Raw genomic sequence first — 17,197 nt, 5'->3', positions numbered from 1 at the left:
CTGGATTGGTTGAGAGGCGTTGATGAGTGGCAAGCATGTCGCGGTTCTGATGGGAGGGATTTCCTCCGAGCGTCCCGTCAGTCTGTCTTCCGGGACGGCGTGTGCTGCTGCGCTCGAAGGTGAGGGCTACCGGGTCACCAGGGTCGATGTTGGTCGCGATATCGGTGAGGTTCTCTCTGCTCTGGGTCCCGACGTTGCCTTCAATGCGCTTCATGGTCCTTTCGGTGAAGATGGTACGATCCAGGGCGTGCTTGAATATCTCGGTATCCCGTACACGCATTCCGGCGTTCTCGCCTCGGCGCTGGCGATGGATAAGCGCCAGGCAAAGCTGATCGCGTCGCTTGCCGGTATTCCGGTCGCGGAAGCCATTGTTATGAGCCGTTTCGACATCGGTAACGAACATCCGATGGAGCCTCCTTATGTGGTGAAGCCGGTTCGTGAGGGCTCCAGCTTCGGCGTGGTCATCGTGCGCGAGGATATGTCTCACCCGCCGCAGATCCTTACCTCCTCCGAGTGGCGCTACGGCGATGTCGTCATGGTGGAGCGCTATGTCGCCGGACGCGAGCTGACCTGTGGCGTGATGGATGGTCGTGCGCTGGCAGTCACCGAAGTTGTGCCTCTTGGGCATGGCTTCTACGACTATGATGCAAAGTATGCCGCCGGTGGATCCAAGCACGTACTTCCGGCGGAAATTTCACCGAAAATTTACCAAAAAATACAATCATTGTCAGTCAAGGCACATCAGGCGATCGGTTGCCGCGGAGTGAGTCGGTCAGACTTCCGCTACGACGATCGGTTCTCCGAGGATGGTGATCTGATCTGGCTGGAGCTCAACAATCAGCCGGGCATGACTCCAACCTCCCTGTTGCCGGAAATGGCGGCCCATGCGGGCCTCGGGTTTGGTGAATTCGTTCGTTGGATGGTGGAGGACGCCTCTTGTTTGCGCTAAGCGGCAACAAATCGGCTGAGATCAAGGGAGTGTATCCCGGCGCGCATGTCGCTGCCACGGATACCGTTGTCCTGCCGCGTCCGTTGCGTCGCGTCGTTCGTTTCGTGATCAGTCTTTGCTCTGGCCGGATCGTTCTGCCGCGTCATGCCGGCAAGGTTACCTTGGTTGGATTCTATTCCGCTGTTGCCCTGCATGGGGTTGTTGTCGGTGGTCACGGTCCGGCGGTGCTTCAGTCGATGACCTCGACGGCGGGTTTTGCCATCGAGGATGTTCGCGTCTCCGGCAACCAGCACACGTCTGAAATCGATATCCTGCAGTTGCTTGGCCTCGATGGCGCGACAAGCCTTCTCGGTCTCGATATCGTCGAGGCGCGCAAGTCGCTTGCCGATTTGCCGTGGATCGAATCGGTCGAGGTTCGCAAGGTCTATCCGAGCACCGTCGAGGTCCTGCTTCGCGAGCGGCAGGCCTATGCGATCTGGCAGCACGGTTCCGATCTGTCGATCATCGAGCGTTCGGGGTCGGTCATTGCGCCGTTGCGCGACAACAAGTTTGCCTCCCTGCCGCTGTTCGTTGGTCGTGACGCCGAAACGGGCGCTGCCGCCATCGAGCAAGAATTTGCCAAGTGGCCGGGCATCGCCTCGCGGGTGAAGGCTTTCGTTCGTGTCGCCGGCCGTCGCTGGGATATCCATCTCGACAACGGCATCGTGGTGAAGCTGCCGGAAACGGAAATTGATCAGTCGCTGGCTCTGTTGTCACGTTTCGACGAAGAGCAGCAGGTTCTGTCGCGCGATATCGCAGCGATCGACATGCGTCTGCACGATCGGGTCGCCGTGCGCCTGACGCCGGAAGCGCAGGAGCGCCGGATTGCTGCAGTCGAGGCGCGTCGCAAGGCGCTGAAAAAGGCGGAGCAGAACATATGAACTTCTTCGGGGGCTCAAATTTCGGTCTGCCGCGCACGAAGCCGCTTTCGTCCAAGCGCGCCCATGTGGTTTCGGTGCTGGATATCGGTTCGACAAAGGTTGTCTGCATGATCGGCCGCCTGACGCCGCGCCGCGAAAGCTCGGTGCTGCCGGGGCGCACCCACAATGTCGAGGTTATCGGTCTCGGTCATCAGCGCTCGCATGGCATCAAGTCCGGCGTGATCGCCGATCTCGACGCGGTCGAAAACGTTGTCCGTCTCGCCGTTGATGCGGCCGAGCGCATGGCTGGGCTGACCGTCGAAAGCCTGATCGTCAACGTTTCTGCCGGTCGCATCGGTTCCGACGTCTATACGGCCACGATCGATCTCGGTGGCCAGGAAGTGGAATCGGGCGATCTGCGCAAGGTTCTCGTCGCTGCCGGACAGCAGTCGCAGGGCAATGATCGTGCCGTTTTGCATTCGCTCCCGACTGGCTTTTCGCTTGACGGAGAGCGGGGAATCCGCGATCCCCTCGGAATGTATGGCGACGTCCTCGGCGTCGACATGCATGTGGTCACGGCCGAACGTGCAGCACTCCGCAATCTGGAACTCTGCATCAATCGCGCCCATCTGACCGTCGAGGGTGTGGTCGCCACGCCTTATGCCAGCGGCCTTGCAGCCCTGGTCGACGACGAGGTGGAGCTTGGTTGCGCTGCGATCGACATGGGCGGCGGTATGACCACCATTTCGGTCTTTGCAGAAGGCAAGCTGATCCATACGGACGCCATCGGGATTGGCGGTCATCATGTGACCACCGATCTGGCGCGCGGGCTTTCGACCCGTATCGAGGATGCAGAACGCTTGAAGGTCGTTCACGGTTCGGCTGTCGCCAATGGCGCAGACGACCGCGAGATGATTTCTGTCCCGCCGATCGGCGAGGACGACCGCGATCAACCGACACAGGTTCCGCGGGCGCTTCTGACCCGGATCATCAGCGCGAGGATCGAGGAAACGCTCGAACTGCTGCGCGACCGGATCCAGAAGTCGGGTTTCTCTCCGGTGGTCGGCAAGCGCGTCGTGCTGACGGGCGGCGCCAGCCAGCTGACAGGCATGCCGGAAGCGGCCCGCCGTATTCTCGCCCGCAATGTGCGGATTGGTCGTCCGATGGGAGTGTCCGGTCTTCCGGCAGCTGCCAAGGGACCGGCCTTCTCCACTGCGGTCGGTCTGATGATCTATCCGCAGGTTGCGGATCAGGAAACACATGCCGGGCAGGGCGGGTTGTTCTCGCCCTTCGGCAATGGAAACAGCCGCTTCGCCCGCATGGGTCAGTGGTTGAAAGAGAGTTTTTGAGTTCACCCGCCGGACCACAAGGTTCGGGACAGGGAAATCTGTTGAAATGACTTGGCCGGCTAGGCGATGCGGCCGGAAAAAGAAGGGACTGGTACCATGACCATCAAGCTGCAGAAGCCAGACATCACTGAGCTGAAGCCCCGGATCACCGTTTTCGGTGTCGGCGGCGGTGGCGGCAACGCCGTCAACAACATGATCACCGCTGGCCTGCAGGGCGTCGACTTCGTCGTTGCCAACACAGACGCCCAGGCGCTGACCATGACCAAGGCCGAGCGCATCATCCAGCTCGGCGTCAGCGTCACCGAAGGCCTCGGCGCCGGCTCGCAGCCGGAAGTCGGCCGTGCCGCCGCTGAAGAATGCATCGACGAGATCATCGACCATCTCAACGGCACGCATATGTGCTTCGTCACCGCCGGCATGGGTGGCGGTACCGGTACCGGTGCTGCTCCTGTCGTTGCTCAGGCCGCCCGCAACAAGGGCATCCTGACCGTCGGCGTGGTCACCAAGCCGTTCCATTTCGAAGGTCAGCGCCGCATGCGGCTTGCTGAAGCCGGCATCGAGGAACTGCAGAAGTCGGTCGACACGCTGATCGTCATCCCGAACCAGAACCTCTTCCGCATCGCCAATGACAAGACGACCTTTGCCGACGCCTTTGCCATGGCAGACCAGGTTCTCTATTCGGGCGTTGCCTGCATCACCGACCTGATGGTCAAGGAAGGCCTGATCAACCTCGACTTCGCCGACGTCCGTTCGGTGATGCGCGAGATGGGTCGCGCCATGATGGGTACCGGCGAGGCTTCCGGCCAGGGCCGTGCCATGCAGGCTGCAGAAGCTGCCATCGCCAACCCGCTGCTCGACGAAACCTCGATGAAGGGCGCTCAGGGCCTGCTGATCTCGATCACCGGTGGTCGCGACATGACCCTGTTCGAAGTCGACGAAGCGGCGACCCGCATTCGCGAGGAAGTCGATCCGGATGCCAACATCATCCTCGGCGCGACCTTCGACGAAGCGCTGGAAGGCATCATCCGCGTGTCCGTCGTTGCCACCGGCATCGACCGTGCGGCTCTCGCCTCCAAGGGTTTTGAAGCAGCCCCGCTGGCAAAGCCGATTATGCGTCCTTCCGCGGCCGTTGCTTCGGCGCCGGCCGCATACCAGCCTGCAATGACGCAGGCCCCCAAGACCGTCGTTGATCCGGTCGCAGAAACCATCCGTTCGGCAGAAGCTGAAATGGAGCGCGAACTCGAAATCGCAATCGCTCGTCAGGCTGTATCCCAGCCGCAGGCTGCTGCCGAACCGGAATTCCGCCCGGCCAGCCGCCTGTTCGGTGCTCCGGCCCAGGACGTTGCTCCGGCCCCGGCACCGCGCATGGCCGAACCGATGATGGCTCCGGCCCCCGTTGTTTCGCAGCCGGCTCCGGTCGCGCAGGCTCCGGTCTACCACGCTCCGGTTGCTCAGGCACCGATGCAGATGGACCAGATGGCTGCTGCCCCGCGCATGGCACAGGAACCGGCACGCATGCCGAAGGTCGAAGACTTCCCGCCAGTCCTGCGGGCTGAAATCGACCATCGCTCGCAGACCGCTGCTCCGGCAGCACAAGACGAACGTGGCCCGATGGGTCTGTTGAAGCGAATCACCAATTCGCTCGGCCGCCATCAGGACGAAGAGCCGGTCGTCGGCGACATGACCGGCTCGGCGCCTGCCGCACCGCAGCAGCGTCGTCCGCTTTCGGCTGAAGCCAGCCTCTACGCTCCGCGTCGTGGCCAGCTCGACGATCAGGGCCGCACGACACCTGCGACCCGCACGTCGAACGAGGACGATCAGCTGGAAATTCCGGCCTTCCTGCGCCGCCAGACGAACTGATCAGCGCTTCTGATCGCTTACGGAACCCGGGCCAAAAGCCCGGGTTTTTTGCTTTTGGAAATGGCAGGATGCGTGTGGCTTTTCTCGTGCTTTTTCAATCGCGTAGTTTCGTTACAGTCGGAAAGAAACAGTGATTTGGCTTGGGGCAGCTACCTCCGTATGTATGGATGCGAAACAGGGCTCATCGAGTCCGCGGAAAAGACCAATTGGTGCATGAAGCTTTCTTTTGGAGGCAAGCGCCAAGTTAGATAAGGCATTCGGAATGGCAATTGCTTTGCTCGGATTTCAGACGACGATCGCGGCTCCGCTTTCTGTCACGGGTATTGGTGTGCATTCCGGTCGCGAAGTCACGATCACCCTGCAGCCGGCGGAAGCCGGTACGGGTATCGTGTTCAGCCGTCAGCATGACGACGGCTCGACCAGTGAATACCGTGCCGTCTCGGCTCATGTCGGCAACACCGATCTCTGCACCGTGCTGGGGACATCCGCGACCCGTTCGATCGCAACGATCGAGCATGTGATGGCGGCGCTGTATGCGCTCGGTCTCGACAACCTCATCGTCGAAGTCGATGGCGCCGAGATGCCGATCATGGACGGAAGCTCGGAGGTTTTCATCGATGCCATCGAACAGGTCGGAATCACCAATCTGGGCGTGAAGCGCCGCTATATCCGTGTGACCAAGCCGGTTCGCATCGAGGCGGGGGCTTCCTGGGCGGAGTTTCATCCTTACGATGGCACACGCTTCGAAGTGGAAATCGATTTCGACAGCAAGCTGATCGGCCGCCAGAAATGGCAGGGCGACCTGACGGCACAGACCTTCAAGACCGAGCTTTCGCGTGCTCGTACCTTCGGTTTCATGCGTGACGTCGAACGCCTCTGGGCCGCAGGTTTTGCACTGGGCTCATCGCTGGAAAATTCCGTCGTGATTTCGGACGACGATACCGTGATCAATGTCGAAGGCCTTCGCTACGAAGACGAATTCGTTCGTCACAAGACGCTGGACGCCGTGGGTGACCTGGCGCTGGCCGGTGCCCAGTTCATCGGCTGCTACCGCTCCTATCGCGGCGGCCACAAGCTGAACGCAAATGCGCTGAAGGCGCTGCTGAGCGATGCTTCCGCCTATGAGGTGGTCGAGGCGCCGTCGCGCAGCCTGCAGGCGCGTGCGCGCGAATTCGTACCGGTCCAGGCGCTCGAATTCGCGCCGTGGACCGCATAAGCGTCCTGTTCGAGATTCTAAAGTCGTTTGAATGATTTGGGCGCCGGTTCCGCTTCGTGCGAACTGGCGCCTTTGCTTTTCCTGCCGGAACCGGTCGAATTGGAACTTTCTTCGTTCGCCGCCACAAAATTGCGCTAAATCGCCATCACTGCGTTGCTCTCATACGTCTTTTGTGGCTAGAAACGCCATCTGAAAGCGACGACTTTTTAGGCGGCGCTGCAATCGGGATCTTTCGGAATGAGTCAAGTAGGATCGGTCGTTGTGAAGAAAGCCGCGCGTGTCGCCAGCCTTTGCGTGATGATGTCGCTGGCAGGCGTGCTCGCCAGTTGCCAATCGGATCCTGACATCGACATCACCAAACTGGCCACGGAAACCGATCCGCCGGATGTTCTCTACAATCAGGGTCTCGCCAATATCAAGGCGGGCAACATGAGCGAAGCGGCGCGCAAGTTCGACGCTGTCGATGCCCAGCACCCGTTCTCCGAGTGGTCGCGCAAGGCGCTGGTGATGAGCACCTTCACCAAGTACCGCCTCGGCCGCTACGGCGATTCCATTGCCAGCGGCAATCGCTACATGAGCCTGTATCCCAAGTCGGAAGATTCGGCTTACGTGCAGTATCTGGTCGGTCTGTCCAACTGGAAGCAGATCGCCAACGTCACGCAGGACCAGAAGGCTTCGCAAAAGACCATTGAGGCGATGCAGCGCGTGGTCGACGAATATCCCGATTCGGAATATGTCGATGACGCGCAGGCGAAGATCCGTTTTGCCCGCGACCAGCTCGCCGGTCGTGAAATGCAGGTCGGACGCTACTATCTGGAACGCAAGGAATATCTCGCTGCCGTGTCGCGCTTCCGCGTCGTGGTCGAGGAATTCTCCAACACGAACCAGATCGAGGAAGCGCTTGCCCGTCTCGTGGAAGCCTATTTCGCCATGGGTATCGTTCAGGAAGCGCAGACTGCTGCGGCCGTCCTCGGACACAACTATCCAGACAGCCAGTGGTATGCCGACTCCTACAAACTGCTGCAGAGCGGCGGTGTCGAGCCGCGCGAAAATGAGGGTTCGTGGATCGCACGCGCCGGTCGCAAATTCCTGACCGGTAGCTGAGAACCACTATCTGTTGCCACCGTCCGTCAAGTGAGATCTTGAGCCCATGCTGGTCCAGTTATCGATCCGCGATATCGTTCTGATCGAGCGGCTGGATCTTGCCTTCGAGGCAGGGCTGTCGGTGCTGACCGGTGAAACGGGTGCCGGAAAATCGATCCTTCTCGATAGTCTGTCGCTCGCGCTTGGCGGGCGCGGCGACGGTTCGCTTGTCCGCCACGGCGAAGACAAGGGGCAGGTCACTGCCGTCTTCGACGTGGACGGCAGCCATGCCGCCCGCACGCTGTTGCGCGGCAATGGTGTCGATGATGACGGCGATCTGATTTTCCGCCGCATTCAGTCTGCCGATGGCCGTACACGCGCCTTTATCAACGATCAGGCCGTCAGCGTGCAGTTGATGCGCCAGGCCGGGCAGTTGCTGGTCGAGATTCATGGCCAGCATGACGATCGTGCCCTGATCGACACGGACGCGCATCGTATGCTGCTCGACGCTTTTGCTGGCCTCTCCGACGAGGCGGTGACGCTGGGCGAGAGCTATCGGCGTTGGCGTGATGCTGAACGCAGCTTCAAGACGCACAAGGCGAAGGTCGAGGCGGCGGCGCGCGAGGCTGATTACCTGCGTGCCTCGGTCGAAGAGCTGGAAGCCTTGTCGCCGCAGGATGGCGAAGAGGAAGAACTGGCCGAGCGCCGTTCCCGGATGCAGAAATCCGAGCGTATCGCCGGCGACATTTCCGAAGCCTCCGAGTTTCTCAACGGCAATGCATCGCCGGTTCCCCATATCGCGTCGCTGATGCGCAAGCTCGAGCGCAAGAGCCACGAGGCGCCGGGCCTGCTGGAAGAGACGGTGCAGTTGCTCGGCTCGGCACTCGACACCCTGTCGAGCGCGCAGATGGAGGTAGAGGCGGCACTTCGGCGTACCGAATTCGATCCGCGCGAACTGGAGCGGGTCGAAGAACGGCTGTTTTCTTTGCGCGCGGCGGGCCGCAAGTATTCCGTGGCCGTTACAGGTCTGCCGGCGCTGGCTGAAAAAATGGTGACTGACCTTGCCGACCTCGATGCCGGCGAGGAGCGCCTTGGGCAGCTTGAGGCAGCGGTGACGGAGACCAGGGCGCATTACGATCATCAGGCCGTCCAGCTCTCCACAAAGCGCCACACTGCCGCGAGCGCCCTTGGCGACATAGTGATGCAGGAATTGCCGGCGCTGAAGCTGGAGCGGGCCAAGTTCATGGTCGAAGTGACCAGCGACCCGGAAGCCGCCACGGCCGAGGGGATCGATACCGTCGAGTTTCACGTGCAGACCAACCCCGGCACCAGGCCGGGTCCGATCATGAAGGTTGCTTCCGGCGGCGAATTGTCCCGCTTCCTGCTGGCGCTCAAGGTAGCGCTGGCGGATCGAGGATCGGCACCGACGCTGGTGTTTGACGAAATCGACACAGGCGTTGGCGGCGCCGTGGCCGACGCCATCGGCCAGCGGCTGAAACGCCTGTCGGGCAGGGTGCAGGTGTTGTCAGTCACCCATGCACCGCAGGTCGCGGCGCGCGCGGCGACGCATTTCCTGATCTCCAAGGGACCGGCGGGCGATGCCGGCGACAAGATTGCGACGCGGGTTGCGATCATGGAGCCCGATCACCGCAAGGAAGAAATCGCCCGGATGCTGGCTGGCGCGTCGATCACCGACGAGGCGCGGGCAGCGGCAGCCAAGCTTCTGGCCGGCGAGGCATGAGCCATATCTGTGGCCTTCGATTGCCATTGCATTCGATTGTGAAAGCTGTTTCGCTCCTGCAACCATGTTTGACCTTCTGATCAGCTACTGGCCTCATGTGCTTGCCACCCTGTCGATTGTTTTCGGCACCGTGGCCGCCGTGCATGCGACCATGACCAAACGCGAGGTTCGCTCTGCCCTGGGCTGGGTTGGCGTCATCGTGCTGTCGCCATTGGTCGGAGCAATGATCTATGCCGTGGCCGGCATCAACCGCATCCGACGCGCCTCGCTGATCTCGCGACGGGCGCTCCGGCTCGATGAACTCTGGCGCAGTATATCATCTTACGGGGTGGCCGGGGACGTGATCGCCGAACAGTTCGGGCCACAGATGGCGTCGCTGAAGACGCTCGGTGATCGGGTGGCGCGGCATCCACTTTCCTCCGGCAATCGCATCACTTTGCTTGGCACGGGCGAGGATACCTATTCTGCCATCTGCGAAGCCATCGCGTCCGCCGAGCGCAGCGTCATTCTGGAAACCTATATCTTCGATCGCGATGCGGTCGGCCTCAAGGTTGCCGATTGCCTGATCGCGGCCCACAAGCGCGGCGTGGCGGTGCGTGTGCTGATCGATGCGGTCGGTGCCCGCTACAGCGTGCCAAGCATTATCGGTTATCTTCAGGATGCCGGCGTGCCGGTTGCCGCCTTCAACGGCAAGGTTATCATGGGACTTCGGCTGCCGTATGCGAACCTCAGGACACACCGCAAGATCGTGGTTGCCGATGGCAAGACCGCCTTTGTCGGCGGCATGAACATTCGCGCCGGCTTTACCGGACCCGACGGCGCGCGCGACACCCATTTCAAGGTCAGCGGTCCGATCGTCGCCGATATCCTGGCCGTCGCTGCCGAAGATTGGCATTTCGAAACGAGGGAAGTGCTGAAGGGGCCGGAATGGCAACTGGGACTGGACGGCGCTGTCGCCGGTGAACCATCGTATGCCCGGTTGATCGTATCGGGCCCGGATACGCATCTGGAAACCAATCAAAAGATGCTGATCGGAGCCTTTTCGGTGGCGCAGCATTCGATCCGCATCATGTCGCCCTATTTCCTGCCGGATGCCGTGCTGATTTCGGCGCTCGCGACCGCGGCACGCCGGGGCGTGCAGGTGGATATCGTCGTTCCGTCGCGCAACAATCTGGCGATCGTCAGCCATGCGATGACGGCGCAATTCGATCAGGTGCTGAAGGATGGCTGCCGGGTGCTCAGGGCAGCCGGTCCATTCGATCATTCCAAGCTTGCCGTCATTGACGGCCGCTGGGTGTTTGTCGGCTCTTCCAATCTCGATTCGCGTTCGCTGCGGTTGAATTTCGAAATCGACATGGAAATCTTCGACATGGAGGTTGCCAGCGAGATCGAAAGCCGGATTGCGGCAGCCATGGACGATGCGGATGAGGTCATTCTCGATGAACTTCGCGCCCGACCGTTCCCGATACGGCTTTTTGAACGTTTCCTCTGGCTTGGATCGCCCTATCTGTAGTGGCGACAGGCTGTGCTGACTGTGAATGAGCCGGATGGTGTAATGAAAAAGACAAACGGCAGTCTCGCGCGGACGATGATCTCGTCGATCCGCAATCGGCGTCAGCGACCGTTTGGTCCTGCAATGCGCGAGGCCGAGGATGGCATGATCACCGTCGCCTCCTACAATGTGCACAAATGCGTCGGCACCGATGGGCGCTTCGATCCGGAGCGGGTGATCGAGGTGATCCGCGAGATCGAGCCGGATGTCATCGCTTTGCAGGAGGCAGACCAGCGCTTCGGCGAGCGGTCCGGCCTTCTCGACCTGACGCGGCTGCGGCTCGACACCGGCTTGCTCGCGGTACCTGTGGTTGGCGGGCCAAAATCACACGGCTGGCGGGGAAATGTGCTGCTGTTTCGACAGGGCATGGTGCGTGACGTGCATCAGATTGCCCTGCCAGGGCTTGAGCCGCGTGGCGCGCTGGTTGCCGAAATCGATATCGATGGTCATGCCGGTCTGAGGGTGATTGCGGCGCATCTCGGCCTGTTGCGCTGGGCGCGTCGCCAGCAGGCGGATGTGATCCTGGATCTCCTGCAGGCACGCGCGGAGCGGCCGACAATCCTGATGGGCGATTTCAACGAATGGCGATTGGGTCCCGGGTCGGCGCTGACCCGGCTGGAGCCGATCTTCGGGCCATTGCCGCCGCCGATCCCGAGTTTCCCGGCACGGCTGCCCGTGCTGTCGCTCGACCGGATCATGGCGAACCGGACCGATCTGATTTCCGACATGACCGTGCATGACACGCCGCTGGCGCGGCTCGCATCCGACCATCTGCCGCTGACGGCGAGGGTCAGGCTGCATCCGGCTGAGGATTAGTCGAGGCGAGCCTTTTCAACCTGTCGGATTCGGGGGTAAGACCGGCAGGTAAAATTTCGGAGGGCGCCATGGCCATTGAACTGATCGCAGTCGAGGATCTGACAGAAGAGCAGGCGCAGGCCGAACTGGCTCGTCTATCCGCCGAGATCGCCCATCATGATGCCCTGTATCACGGCAAGGACAAGCCGGAGATTTCCGATGCCGATTATGACGCGCTGAAACGGCGCAATGATGCGATCGAAGCGCAGTTTCCCCAGCTCGTGCGCACCGACAGCCCGTCGCAGCGTGTCGGTGCAGCGCCTGCCGGCATCTTTGCCCAGGTTGTTCATGCGCGTCCCATGCTGTCGCTCGATAACACGTTTTCCGACGACGACGTCGCCGATTTCGTCGCGTCGGTCTATCGGTTCCTCGGCATGCTGCCGGACAATTCGATTGCCTTTACCGCCGAGCCGAAGATCGACGGGCTTTCCATGTCGTTGCGCTACGAGAACCGCAAGCTGGTGACGGCTGCGACCCGTGGTGACGGGACCACGGGCGAAAACGTCACGGCCAACATCCGCACCATCAAGGAGATCCCGACCGAGCTTCCGGCGGATGCACCCGACGTGGTCGAGGTGCGCGGCGAGGTCTATATGGCGAAAAGCGCATTTCTGGCGCTCAACGCCCAGATGGAGGCCGAAGGCAAGCAGACCTATGTCAACCCGCGCAACACGGCATCGGGCTCGCTTCGCCAGCTCGACCCCAAGGTGACGGCGAGCCGCAATCTGAAGTTCTTCGCCTATGCCTGGGGCGAAATCACCACCATGCCGGCCGATAGCCAATGGGGCATGGTCGAGACCTTCAAGACATGGGGATTTCCTGTCAATCCGCTGACCCGGAGATTGAGCTCTGTCGATGATATCATCGCGCACTACCGCGACATCGGCCTGCAGCGCGCCGATCTCGACTATGACATCGACGGTGTCGTCTACAAGGTCGATCGGCTCGACCTGCAGGGCCGGCTCGGCTTTCGCTCACGCAGCCCGCGCTGGGCGACCGCACACAAGTTTCCGGCCGAACAGGCCTTTACCACGGTTCAGGCGATCGACATCCAGGTGGGGCGCACCGGGGCACTGACGCCGGTGGCGCGGCTGGAGCCGATCACCGTCGGCGGCGTCGTGGTCACCAATGCGACGCTGCACAATGAGGATTACATCAAAGGTATCGGGAATTCTGGCCAGCGCATTCGCGATGAAGATCATGACATTCGAATCGGTGATACGGTTATCGTCCAGCGAGCCGGCGATGTGATTCCCCAGGTAGTGGACGTGGTGCTGGAAAAGCGGCCGCATGGCGCGTCTAGGTATGTCTTCAGGCCTGAGTGCCCCGTTTGCCATAGTCATGCAGTGCGGGAAGAGGGTGAATCAGTATGGCGTTGTACGGGTGGACTTGTTTGTTCTGCACAGCAAATTGAGCGTCTTCGTCACTTCGTTTCCCGGAATGCCTTCGACATTGAAGGGCTTGGTGACCAGAATATAGAGCTATTCTTCGGCGCAGGTCTGCTTCGCACACCCGGCGATATATTCAGACTTCACGAACACGAGGACAAAGTTAAGACAGCGCTTTTCGAGTATCGTGAACGGCTTCAGACGGAGCGTGAGCAGCGCACTGGCAAACAGCGGAAGAAGGTCTCGAGCGAGGATGCTCGCTCTTTTGAGGGCGTGGAGAAGCTGTTTGCCTCAATCGAGAGAAGTCGACGGGTTTCCTTGGACCGCCTTCTCTTTGCACTTGGAATTCGAAACATTGGCGAAGTAACTGCGAAAGCGCTGGCAAGGAAGTTCCTTACACCTCAGGCGGTGGTAAACGCAGTCGAAAGGGCCTCAATTGAAAGGCCCAGTGTGGCCTGGCATGAGCTTTCATCGGTCGAAGGCATCGGAGATGTGACACTCAAGGCTTTGTTGGCCTCGGCGCACCGCGATTCCCCAGCGGCTTTGGCCAGTACGCCAACTAACTGGCTTGCACTGGTGAAACTCAACGCGAGCCAGAAGCAGAGTCTTCTGAGGCGATTCGGCGACGCGAAGAATGTTTATGAAAAGGTGATTGATGCGGCCAGTGGTGCTCCTGGCGCTGCCTATACCGAACTTGTGAAACTGAAAGATGTCGGCTTGGTCGCAACGGATTCGCTAATCGAGTTTTTCCTTGAAAAGCACAACCGTGAAGCAGTGGCAGATCTTCTGTCTCACCTTGATGTCTTTGTCGAGTTGGTGATGGCGGAAAGCAGCGAACTAACCGGCAAGACAGTCGTATTCACCGGCAATCTCGAAAAGATGACTCGCAGCGAGGCGAAGGCAACCGCAGAGCGGCTTGGTGCGAGGGTCTCGGGTTCCGTGTCAGCGAAGACGGATCTGGTCATTGCGGGCCCCGGTGCGGGAAGCAAATTGGATGATGCAAAGAAGCACTCAGTAAATGTGCTTTCCGAAGAGGAGTGGCTGGCGCTAATCAAGCAATCGTAAAATTACGAGCCCGGCACTTCGTCATAGGTGCCTTACCCAATGCTCTTCGGAAACAATCGACATTGGGTGGCCTTGGTCACGCCATTCGCATGCTTGCAGTATTTTATTCCCGAAAGAGGAATGCTTCCAAGATTCGGTTGCGTAGAGGCCGATCACCAGGAAATTCGTCTTCTTGGACAGTCCGCCGACGATAGCCCCTCGTTCTAGCATGGCCGCTTCACAGTGTTTCCGCTGGCCAAAGTTGAAGGTGCCCGTGAAGCAGTAAGTTTTGCCGGGAAAAGCCAAATCCGGCGCTGGTGAGCACACAGGCAGCGATGATGATTTGAGTGTTTCGCCGAGTTCGAAATCACGATCAGCAAATCGGCCCAAAGTGTCGAGCAACTCGGTCATTTCTTGTTGGTCAACTGATCCATCCGCCAGTATCTCTGTGACGCGTTGGTACAAAGTCCGAATCAATGGTTCGTCAGTGACAGACCCGTTGGCGACCAGCCATTTCTGCAAAAACTCGACTTCCTGTTTATTGACGATACCATCGGCGATTAATCCTCTGGCTAGCCCGATAAGTTCGTCGATCTGCCGACTGGCAATTCGGTCTCCGTTCATTTTTGCCAATATTGTCTCGTCCATCCTTCACCCCCTGGCTGTGGCCTTCTTGAGAAGATACACTTCTAAGGCGACTGATTTCAATCATGCTTTGGAGCATCACCCAAGAGCGAGCCAAGCAGTGAGTGTCGTGGCCGGTCCTGGCGCGGGATCCAAGCTCGACAAGGCCCGGGAGCTGGGCGTTGCAGTGATGACCGAAGACGAATGGCTGGAACTGATCGGCGGCTGAGTGCTACTTGCCCAGCGGCGAGGGAACAAATCCGACGGGGCAAAATACCTCTTCGTCTAGTGAAAAAGGATAAGTTGAATTACCCCCTGAAATAGCGGTCAATCAGGCCTGAGAACGAGTTAATTGGCACTCTGCGGTAGGTTGCGCCGTGCTTTCTCGTTTGCTCTATCCTCGATTGCATCACGGCGGGTCATGCGGCTTATTCTGATCAACGACGTTTCTGTTGTCCTGGGCGGTGCCACCAAGGTGGCGATGCAATGCGTCGAGGCAGGTCTGTCTGCCGGTCTGGATTGCACGGTGTTGGTTGGTGACGACGGTGAAGGCGTGCGGCGGAATTTTCCTGCGGCAACGGTCGAGGCACTTGGCGAAAAGCCCTTGCGCGACGGGTTGCACCTGCGTGACGTGATCGACCGAAATTTCAATCGCCAGGCCTATGCGGTGCTTGACCGGATCCTGGGGGCCAGCACGGAAAAGACCGTCGTGCATGTGCATGGCTGGTCGCAGATCCTGTCGCCATCGATCTTTCACGCACTGGCCAAACATGGCGCTCGGGTCATCATCACGGCCCATGATTTCTTCCTGAGCTGTCCGAACGGCGGCTACTTGAATTTCAACACCGGCGAGGTCTGTGAACAGCAGCCGATGTCGTTCGGCTGCCTTTCCAGCAATTGTGACAAGCGGAACTATCTGCACAAGCTCTGGCGTGTGAGCCGCATGCTGACCCAGACGTCGGCCGGCAAGGACTTCTGGGGGCGGGTCGAGGTCATTCTGGCGCATGAGAATATGGAGCTTCACCTGACCGGCGGGGCCTTGCAGCATTTCCAGACGCTGAGGACGCCTTGCAAACCCCTGACTGCCGGACCGGTCCGGGCCTGGGAGAATAGCCGCGCGCTTTTTCTTGGCCGCATGACCTGGGAAAAGGGCGTGCGAACGCTGGCCGAAGCGCTGAACAGCACCGGCCGGACGGCGACTCTGATCGGGCGCGGACCCTTGCTTCAGGAAATGCAGGCGGCCTTGCCGCACTGTTACGTGCCCGGCTGGCTGGAGGACAGCGAAGTCAACCGGATGGCGGCCGAGGCCCGCTTCTTCATCATGCCTTCGCGTATGCCAGAGCCCTACGGCCTGGTGGCGGCCGAAGCGGTGATGAGCGGCATTCCGGTGATCGCAAGCAGCAACGCGCTGATCGCCGAGGAAGTCTCCCGCAATGGAGCGGGGCTCGTGTTCGAGAGCGGCAATGCCGCTTCGCTGGCCGAGAAGATCGCGCTGATGGACAATGACGCGCTCGTGCGCAACCTCAGTGAGGGCGCTTACGAATACGGCAAGCGCATTGCGCCGTCGAACGACGAATGGCGCCAGCGGATCGTCGATATCTACAGGGGCAATTCCAGTTTGTCCGTGCACTGAGGAGGGACGTCATGACCAGGGCTTTGGTGACCGGGGGGGCCGGGTTTGTCGGACGTCATCTGTGCGCGCGGCTTCTGTCCGAGGGGATCGATGTCGTCTGCGTCGACGGTCTTGTCGATGGAACCGGAGGCCTTCCTCCCGAGCATTGGCCGGTTCCACCGAAAGGTCGGTTCACCTTCGTGTCGTCCGATTGCCGCGACTATTTTGCCCGGACCGACGAACGTTTCGACTATGTCTACCACCTGGCCGCGGTCGTCGGGGGGCGGGTCATGATGGAGACGCAGGCGCTTTGCGTGGCCGAGGACCTCGCGGTCGACGCATTGATGTGGAAATGGGCGGCCGCCACCCGCCCGGGCTGCGTCGTTTTCTTCAGTTCGAGCGCGGCCTATTCGATCGGGCTCCAGAGACCCCATGGTCACAGACGGCTGCGCGAGGACATGATCTCGTTCGAGGATGGGCTCGGTGTTCCCGACCTCAGCTATGGCTGGGCGAAGCTGACCGGCGAGTTCCTGATGAAGCTCTATGTCGAGCGTTACGGCGGACGCGCCATTGCCTATCGGCCGTTCAGCGGTTACGGCGAGGATCAGGATCTGGCCTATCCCTTTCCGGCGATCTGCCAGCGCCTGATGGCCGAGATGGGCAGGGACGAGGTGTTCGTCTGGGGATCTGGACGGCAATGCCGGGATTTCATCCATATTTCCGATTGTGTGGATTTCGTCTGGCGCACGGTGGACCGGTTGCCAGCGGGAGCGAGCCTCAACCTTTCGACCGGTATCGCAACCTCTTTCATCACCCTTGCAGAAGACGTTGCGCGGCAAATCGGCTGGGAGCCGAAGGTCTCCGGCCTGTCCGACAAACCGGAAGGTGTGTTCTATCGCTGCGGCGATACGGGGATGCAGGAAGGGTATGGATTGATGCCTCAGGTCAGTCTCGCGGACGGTATTGCCCTCATGCTCGACCGGTTGCGCTTCAAGGCTGGACGTGCCGCCTGATTTTCAATCATA

13 protein-coding genes and 1 pseudogene are annotated in these 17,197 nt (G+C 60.3%); 13 read left to right on the top strand and 1 reads right to left on the bottom strand.

Annotated elements, in window-relative coordinates:
* Nucleotides 1-22: 22 nt before the first annotated feature.
* The 11 genes and pseudogenes from GVK95_RS08075 to GVK95_RS25435 all read left to right on the top strand — a co-directional run bounded on the left by GVK95_RS08075 (nt 23) and on the right by GVK95_RS25435 (nt 13,957).
* A complete protein-coding gene (locus tag GVK95_RS08075; RefSeq protein ID WP_159948346.1) occupies nt 23-949 on the top strand; it encodes a D-alanine--D-alanine ligase in 927 nt (308 codons plus the stop codon).
* Nucleotides 950-969: 20 nt separating this feature from the next.
* Complete coding sequence (locus GVK95_RS08070) at nt 970-1,869, top strand: cell division protein FtsQ/DivIB (protein WP_244618708.1); 900 nt, start codon at nt 970-972, stop codon at nt 1,867-1,869.
* Nucleotides 1,866-3,197 (top strand): cell division protein FtsA, encoded by a 1,332-nt coding sequence (gene ftsA / locus GVK95_RS08065; protein WP_007597870.1) that lies wholly within the window; start codon nt 1,866-1,868, stop codon nt 3,195-3,197. Before GVK95_RS08070 ends, ftsA begins: the two co-directional genes overlap by 4 nt.
* A 96-nt stretch (nt 3,198-3,293) precedes the next feature.
* On the top strand, nt 3,294-5,057 hold the full coding sequence (gene ftsZ, locus GVK95_RS08060) for a cell division protein FtsZ (RefSeq protein ID WP_159948342.1): 1,764 nt from the start codon (nt 3,294-3,296) through the stop codon (nt 5,055-5,057).
* Nucleotides 5,058-5,319: 262 nt separating this feature from the next.
* On the top strand, nt 5,320-6,273 hold the full coding sequence (lpxC, locus tag GVK95_RS08055) for a UDP-3-O-acyl-N-acetylglucosamine deacetylase (RefSeq protein ID WP_159948340.1): 954 nt from the start codon (nt 5,320-5,322) through the stop codon (nt 6,271-6,273).
* A gap of 237 nt (nt 6,274-6,510) precedes the next feature.
* On the top strand, nt 6,511-7,377 hold the full coding sequence (locus tag GVK95_RS08050; protein WP_159948338.1) for an outer membrane protein assembly factor BamD: 867 nt from the start codon (nt 6,511-6,513) through the stop codon (nt 7,375-7,377).
* 46 nt (nt 7,378-7,423) lie between these two features.
* A complete protein-coding gene (recN, locus tag GVK95_RS08045) occupies nt 7,424-9,097 on the top strand; it encodes a DNA repair protein RecN (protein ID WP_159948336.1) in 1,674 nt (557 codons plus the stop codon).
* A gap of 64 nt (nt 9,098-9,161) precedes the next feature.
* Nucleotides 9,162-10,610, top strand: a complete 1,449-nt coding sequence (locus GVK95_RS08040; protein WP_159948334.1) for a phospholipase D-like domain-containing protein — start codon at nt 9,162-9,164, stop codon at nt 10,608-10,610.
* A 42-nt stretch (nt 10,611-10,652) separates the two neighbouring features.
* Nucleotides 10,653-11,465 (top strand): endonuclease/exonuclease/phosphatase family protein, encoded by an 813-nt coding sequence (locus tag GVK95_RS08035; RefSeq protein ID WP_159948332.1) that lies wholly within the window; start codon nt 10,653-10,655, stop codon nt 11,463-11,465.
* Between the two features lie 68 nt (nt 11,466-11,533).
* Nucleotides 11,534-13,405 (top strand): annotated as a pseudogene (gene ligA / locus GVK95_RS08030) (NAD-dependent DNA ligase LigA); the annotation flags it as partial.
* Nucleotides 13,406-13,711: 306 nt separating this feature from the next.
* The gene (locus GVK95_RS25435) at nt 13,712-13,957 is read left to right on the top strand and encodes a BRCT domain-containing protein (RefSeq protein ID WP_348532450.1); all 246 of its coding nucleotides are present in this window, start codon (nt 13,712-13,714) and stop codon (nt 13,955-13,957) included.
* Nucleotides 13,958-13,978: 21 nt separating this feature from the next.
* Here the strand turns inward: GVK95_RS25435 and GVK95_RS08025 are convergent, their stop codons facing one another.
* Nucleotides 13,979-14,584: a BRCT domain-containing protein gene (locus tag GVK95_RS08025; protein ID WP_159948328.1), complete on the bottom strand. Its 606-nt coding sequence runs from the start codon at nt 14,582-14,584 to the stop codon at nt 13,979-13,981.
* A 397-nt stretch (nt 14,585-14,981) separates the two neighbouring features.
* Between GVK95_RS08025 and GVK95_RS08015 the strand changes: the two genes are divergently transcribed.
* Nucleotides 14,982-16,193 (top strand): glycosyltransferase family 4 protein, encoded by a 1,212-nt coding sequence (locus GVK95_RS08015; protein ID WP_244618686.1) that lies wholly within the window; start codon nt 14,982-14,984, stop codon nt 16,191-16,193.
* Nucleotides 16,194-16,204: 11 nt separating this feature from the next.
* Nucleotides 16,205-17,185, top strand: a complete 981-nt coding sequence (locus GVK95_RS08010; protein WP_159948322.1) for an NAD-dependent epimerase/dehydratase family protein — start codon at nt 16,205-16,207, stop codon at nt 17,183-17,185.
* The last annotated feature ends 12 nt before the right edge of the window (nt 17,186-17,197 follow it).

Origin of the sequence: Rhizobium sp. 18065 (assembly GCF_902706095.1) — a bacterium.
Lineage (GTDB): Bacteria > Pseudomonadota > Alphaproteobacteria > Rhizobiales > Rhizobiaceae > Allorhizobium.
This window is presented reverse-complemented; position numbering and strand designations above follow the sequence as displayed.

Bases quoted from the DNA above. Each gene is read 5' to 3' on its own strand.
- GVK95_RS25435 (WP_348532450.1), top strand. From the start codon at position 13,712: ATGGCGGAAAGCAGCGAACTAACCGGCAAGACAGTCGTATTCACCGGC.
- lpxC (WP_159948340.1), top strand. From the start codon at position 5,320: ATGGCAATTGCTTTGCTCGGATTTCAGACGACGATCGCGGCTCCGCTT.
- GVK95_RS08040 (WP_159948334.1), top strand. From the start codon at position 9,162: ATGTTTGACCTTCTGATCAGCTACTGGCCTCATGTGCTTGCCACCCTG.
- ftsA (WP_007597870.1), top strand. From the start codon at position 1,866: ATGAACTTCTTCGGGGGCTCAAATTTCGGTCTGCCGCGCACGAAGCCG.
- recN (WP_159948336.1), top strand. From the start codon at position 7,424: ATGCTGGTCCAGTTATCGATCCGCGATATCGTTCTGATCGAGCGGCTG.
- GVK95_RS08010 (WP_159948322.1), top strand. From the start codon at position 16,205: ATGACCAGGGCTTTGGTGACCGGGGGGGCCGGGTTTGTCGGACGTCAT.
- GVK95_RS08025 (WP_159948328.1), bottom strand. From the start codon at position 14,584: ATGGACGAGACAATATTGGCAAAAATGAACGGAGACCGAATTGCCAGT.
- GVK95_RS08075 (WP_159948346.1), top strand. From the start codon at position 23: ATGAGTGGCAAGCATGTCGCGGTTCTGATGGGAGGGATTTCCTCCGAG.
- GVK95_RS08035 (WP_159948332.1), top strand. From the start codon at position 10,653: ATGAAAAAGACAAACGGCAGTCTCGCGCGGACGATGATCTCGTCGATC.
- GVK95_RS08050 (WP_159948338.1), top strand. From the start codon at position 6,511: ATGAGTCAAGTAGGATCGGTCGTTGTGAAGAAAGCCGCGCGTGTCGCC.
- ftsZ (WP_159948342.1), top strand. From the start codon at position 3,294: ATGACCATCAAGCTGCAGAAGCCAGACATCACTGAGCTGAAGCCCCGG.
- GVK95_RS08015 (WP_244618686.1), top strand. From the start codon at position 14,982: ATGCGGCTTATTCTGATCAACGACGTTTCTGTTGTCCTGGGCGGTGCC.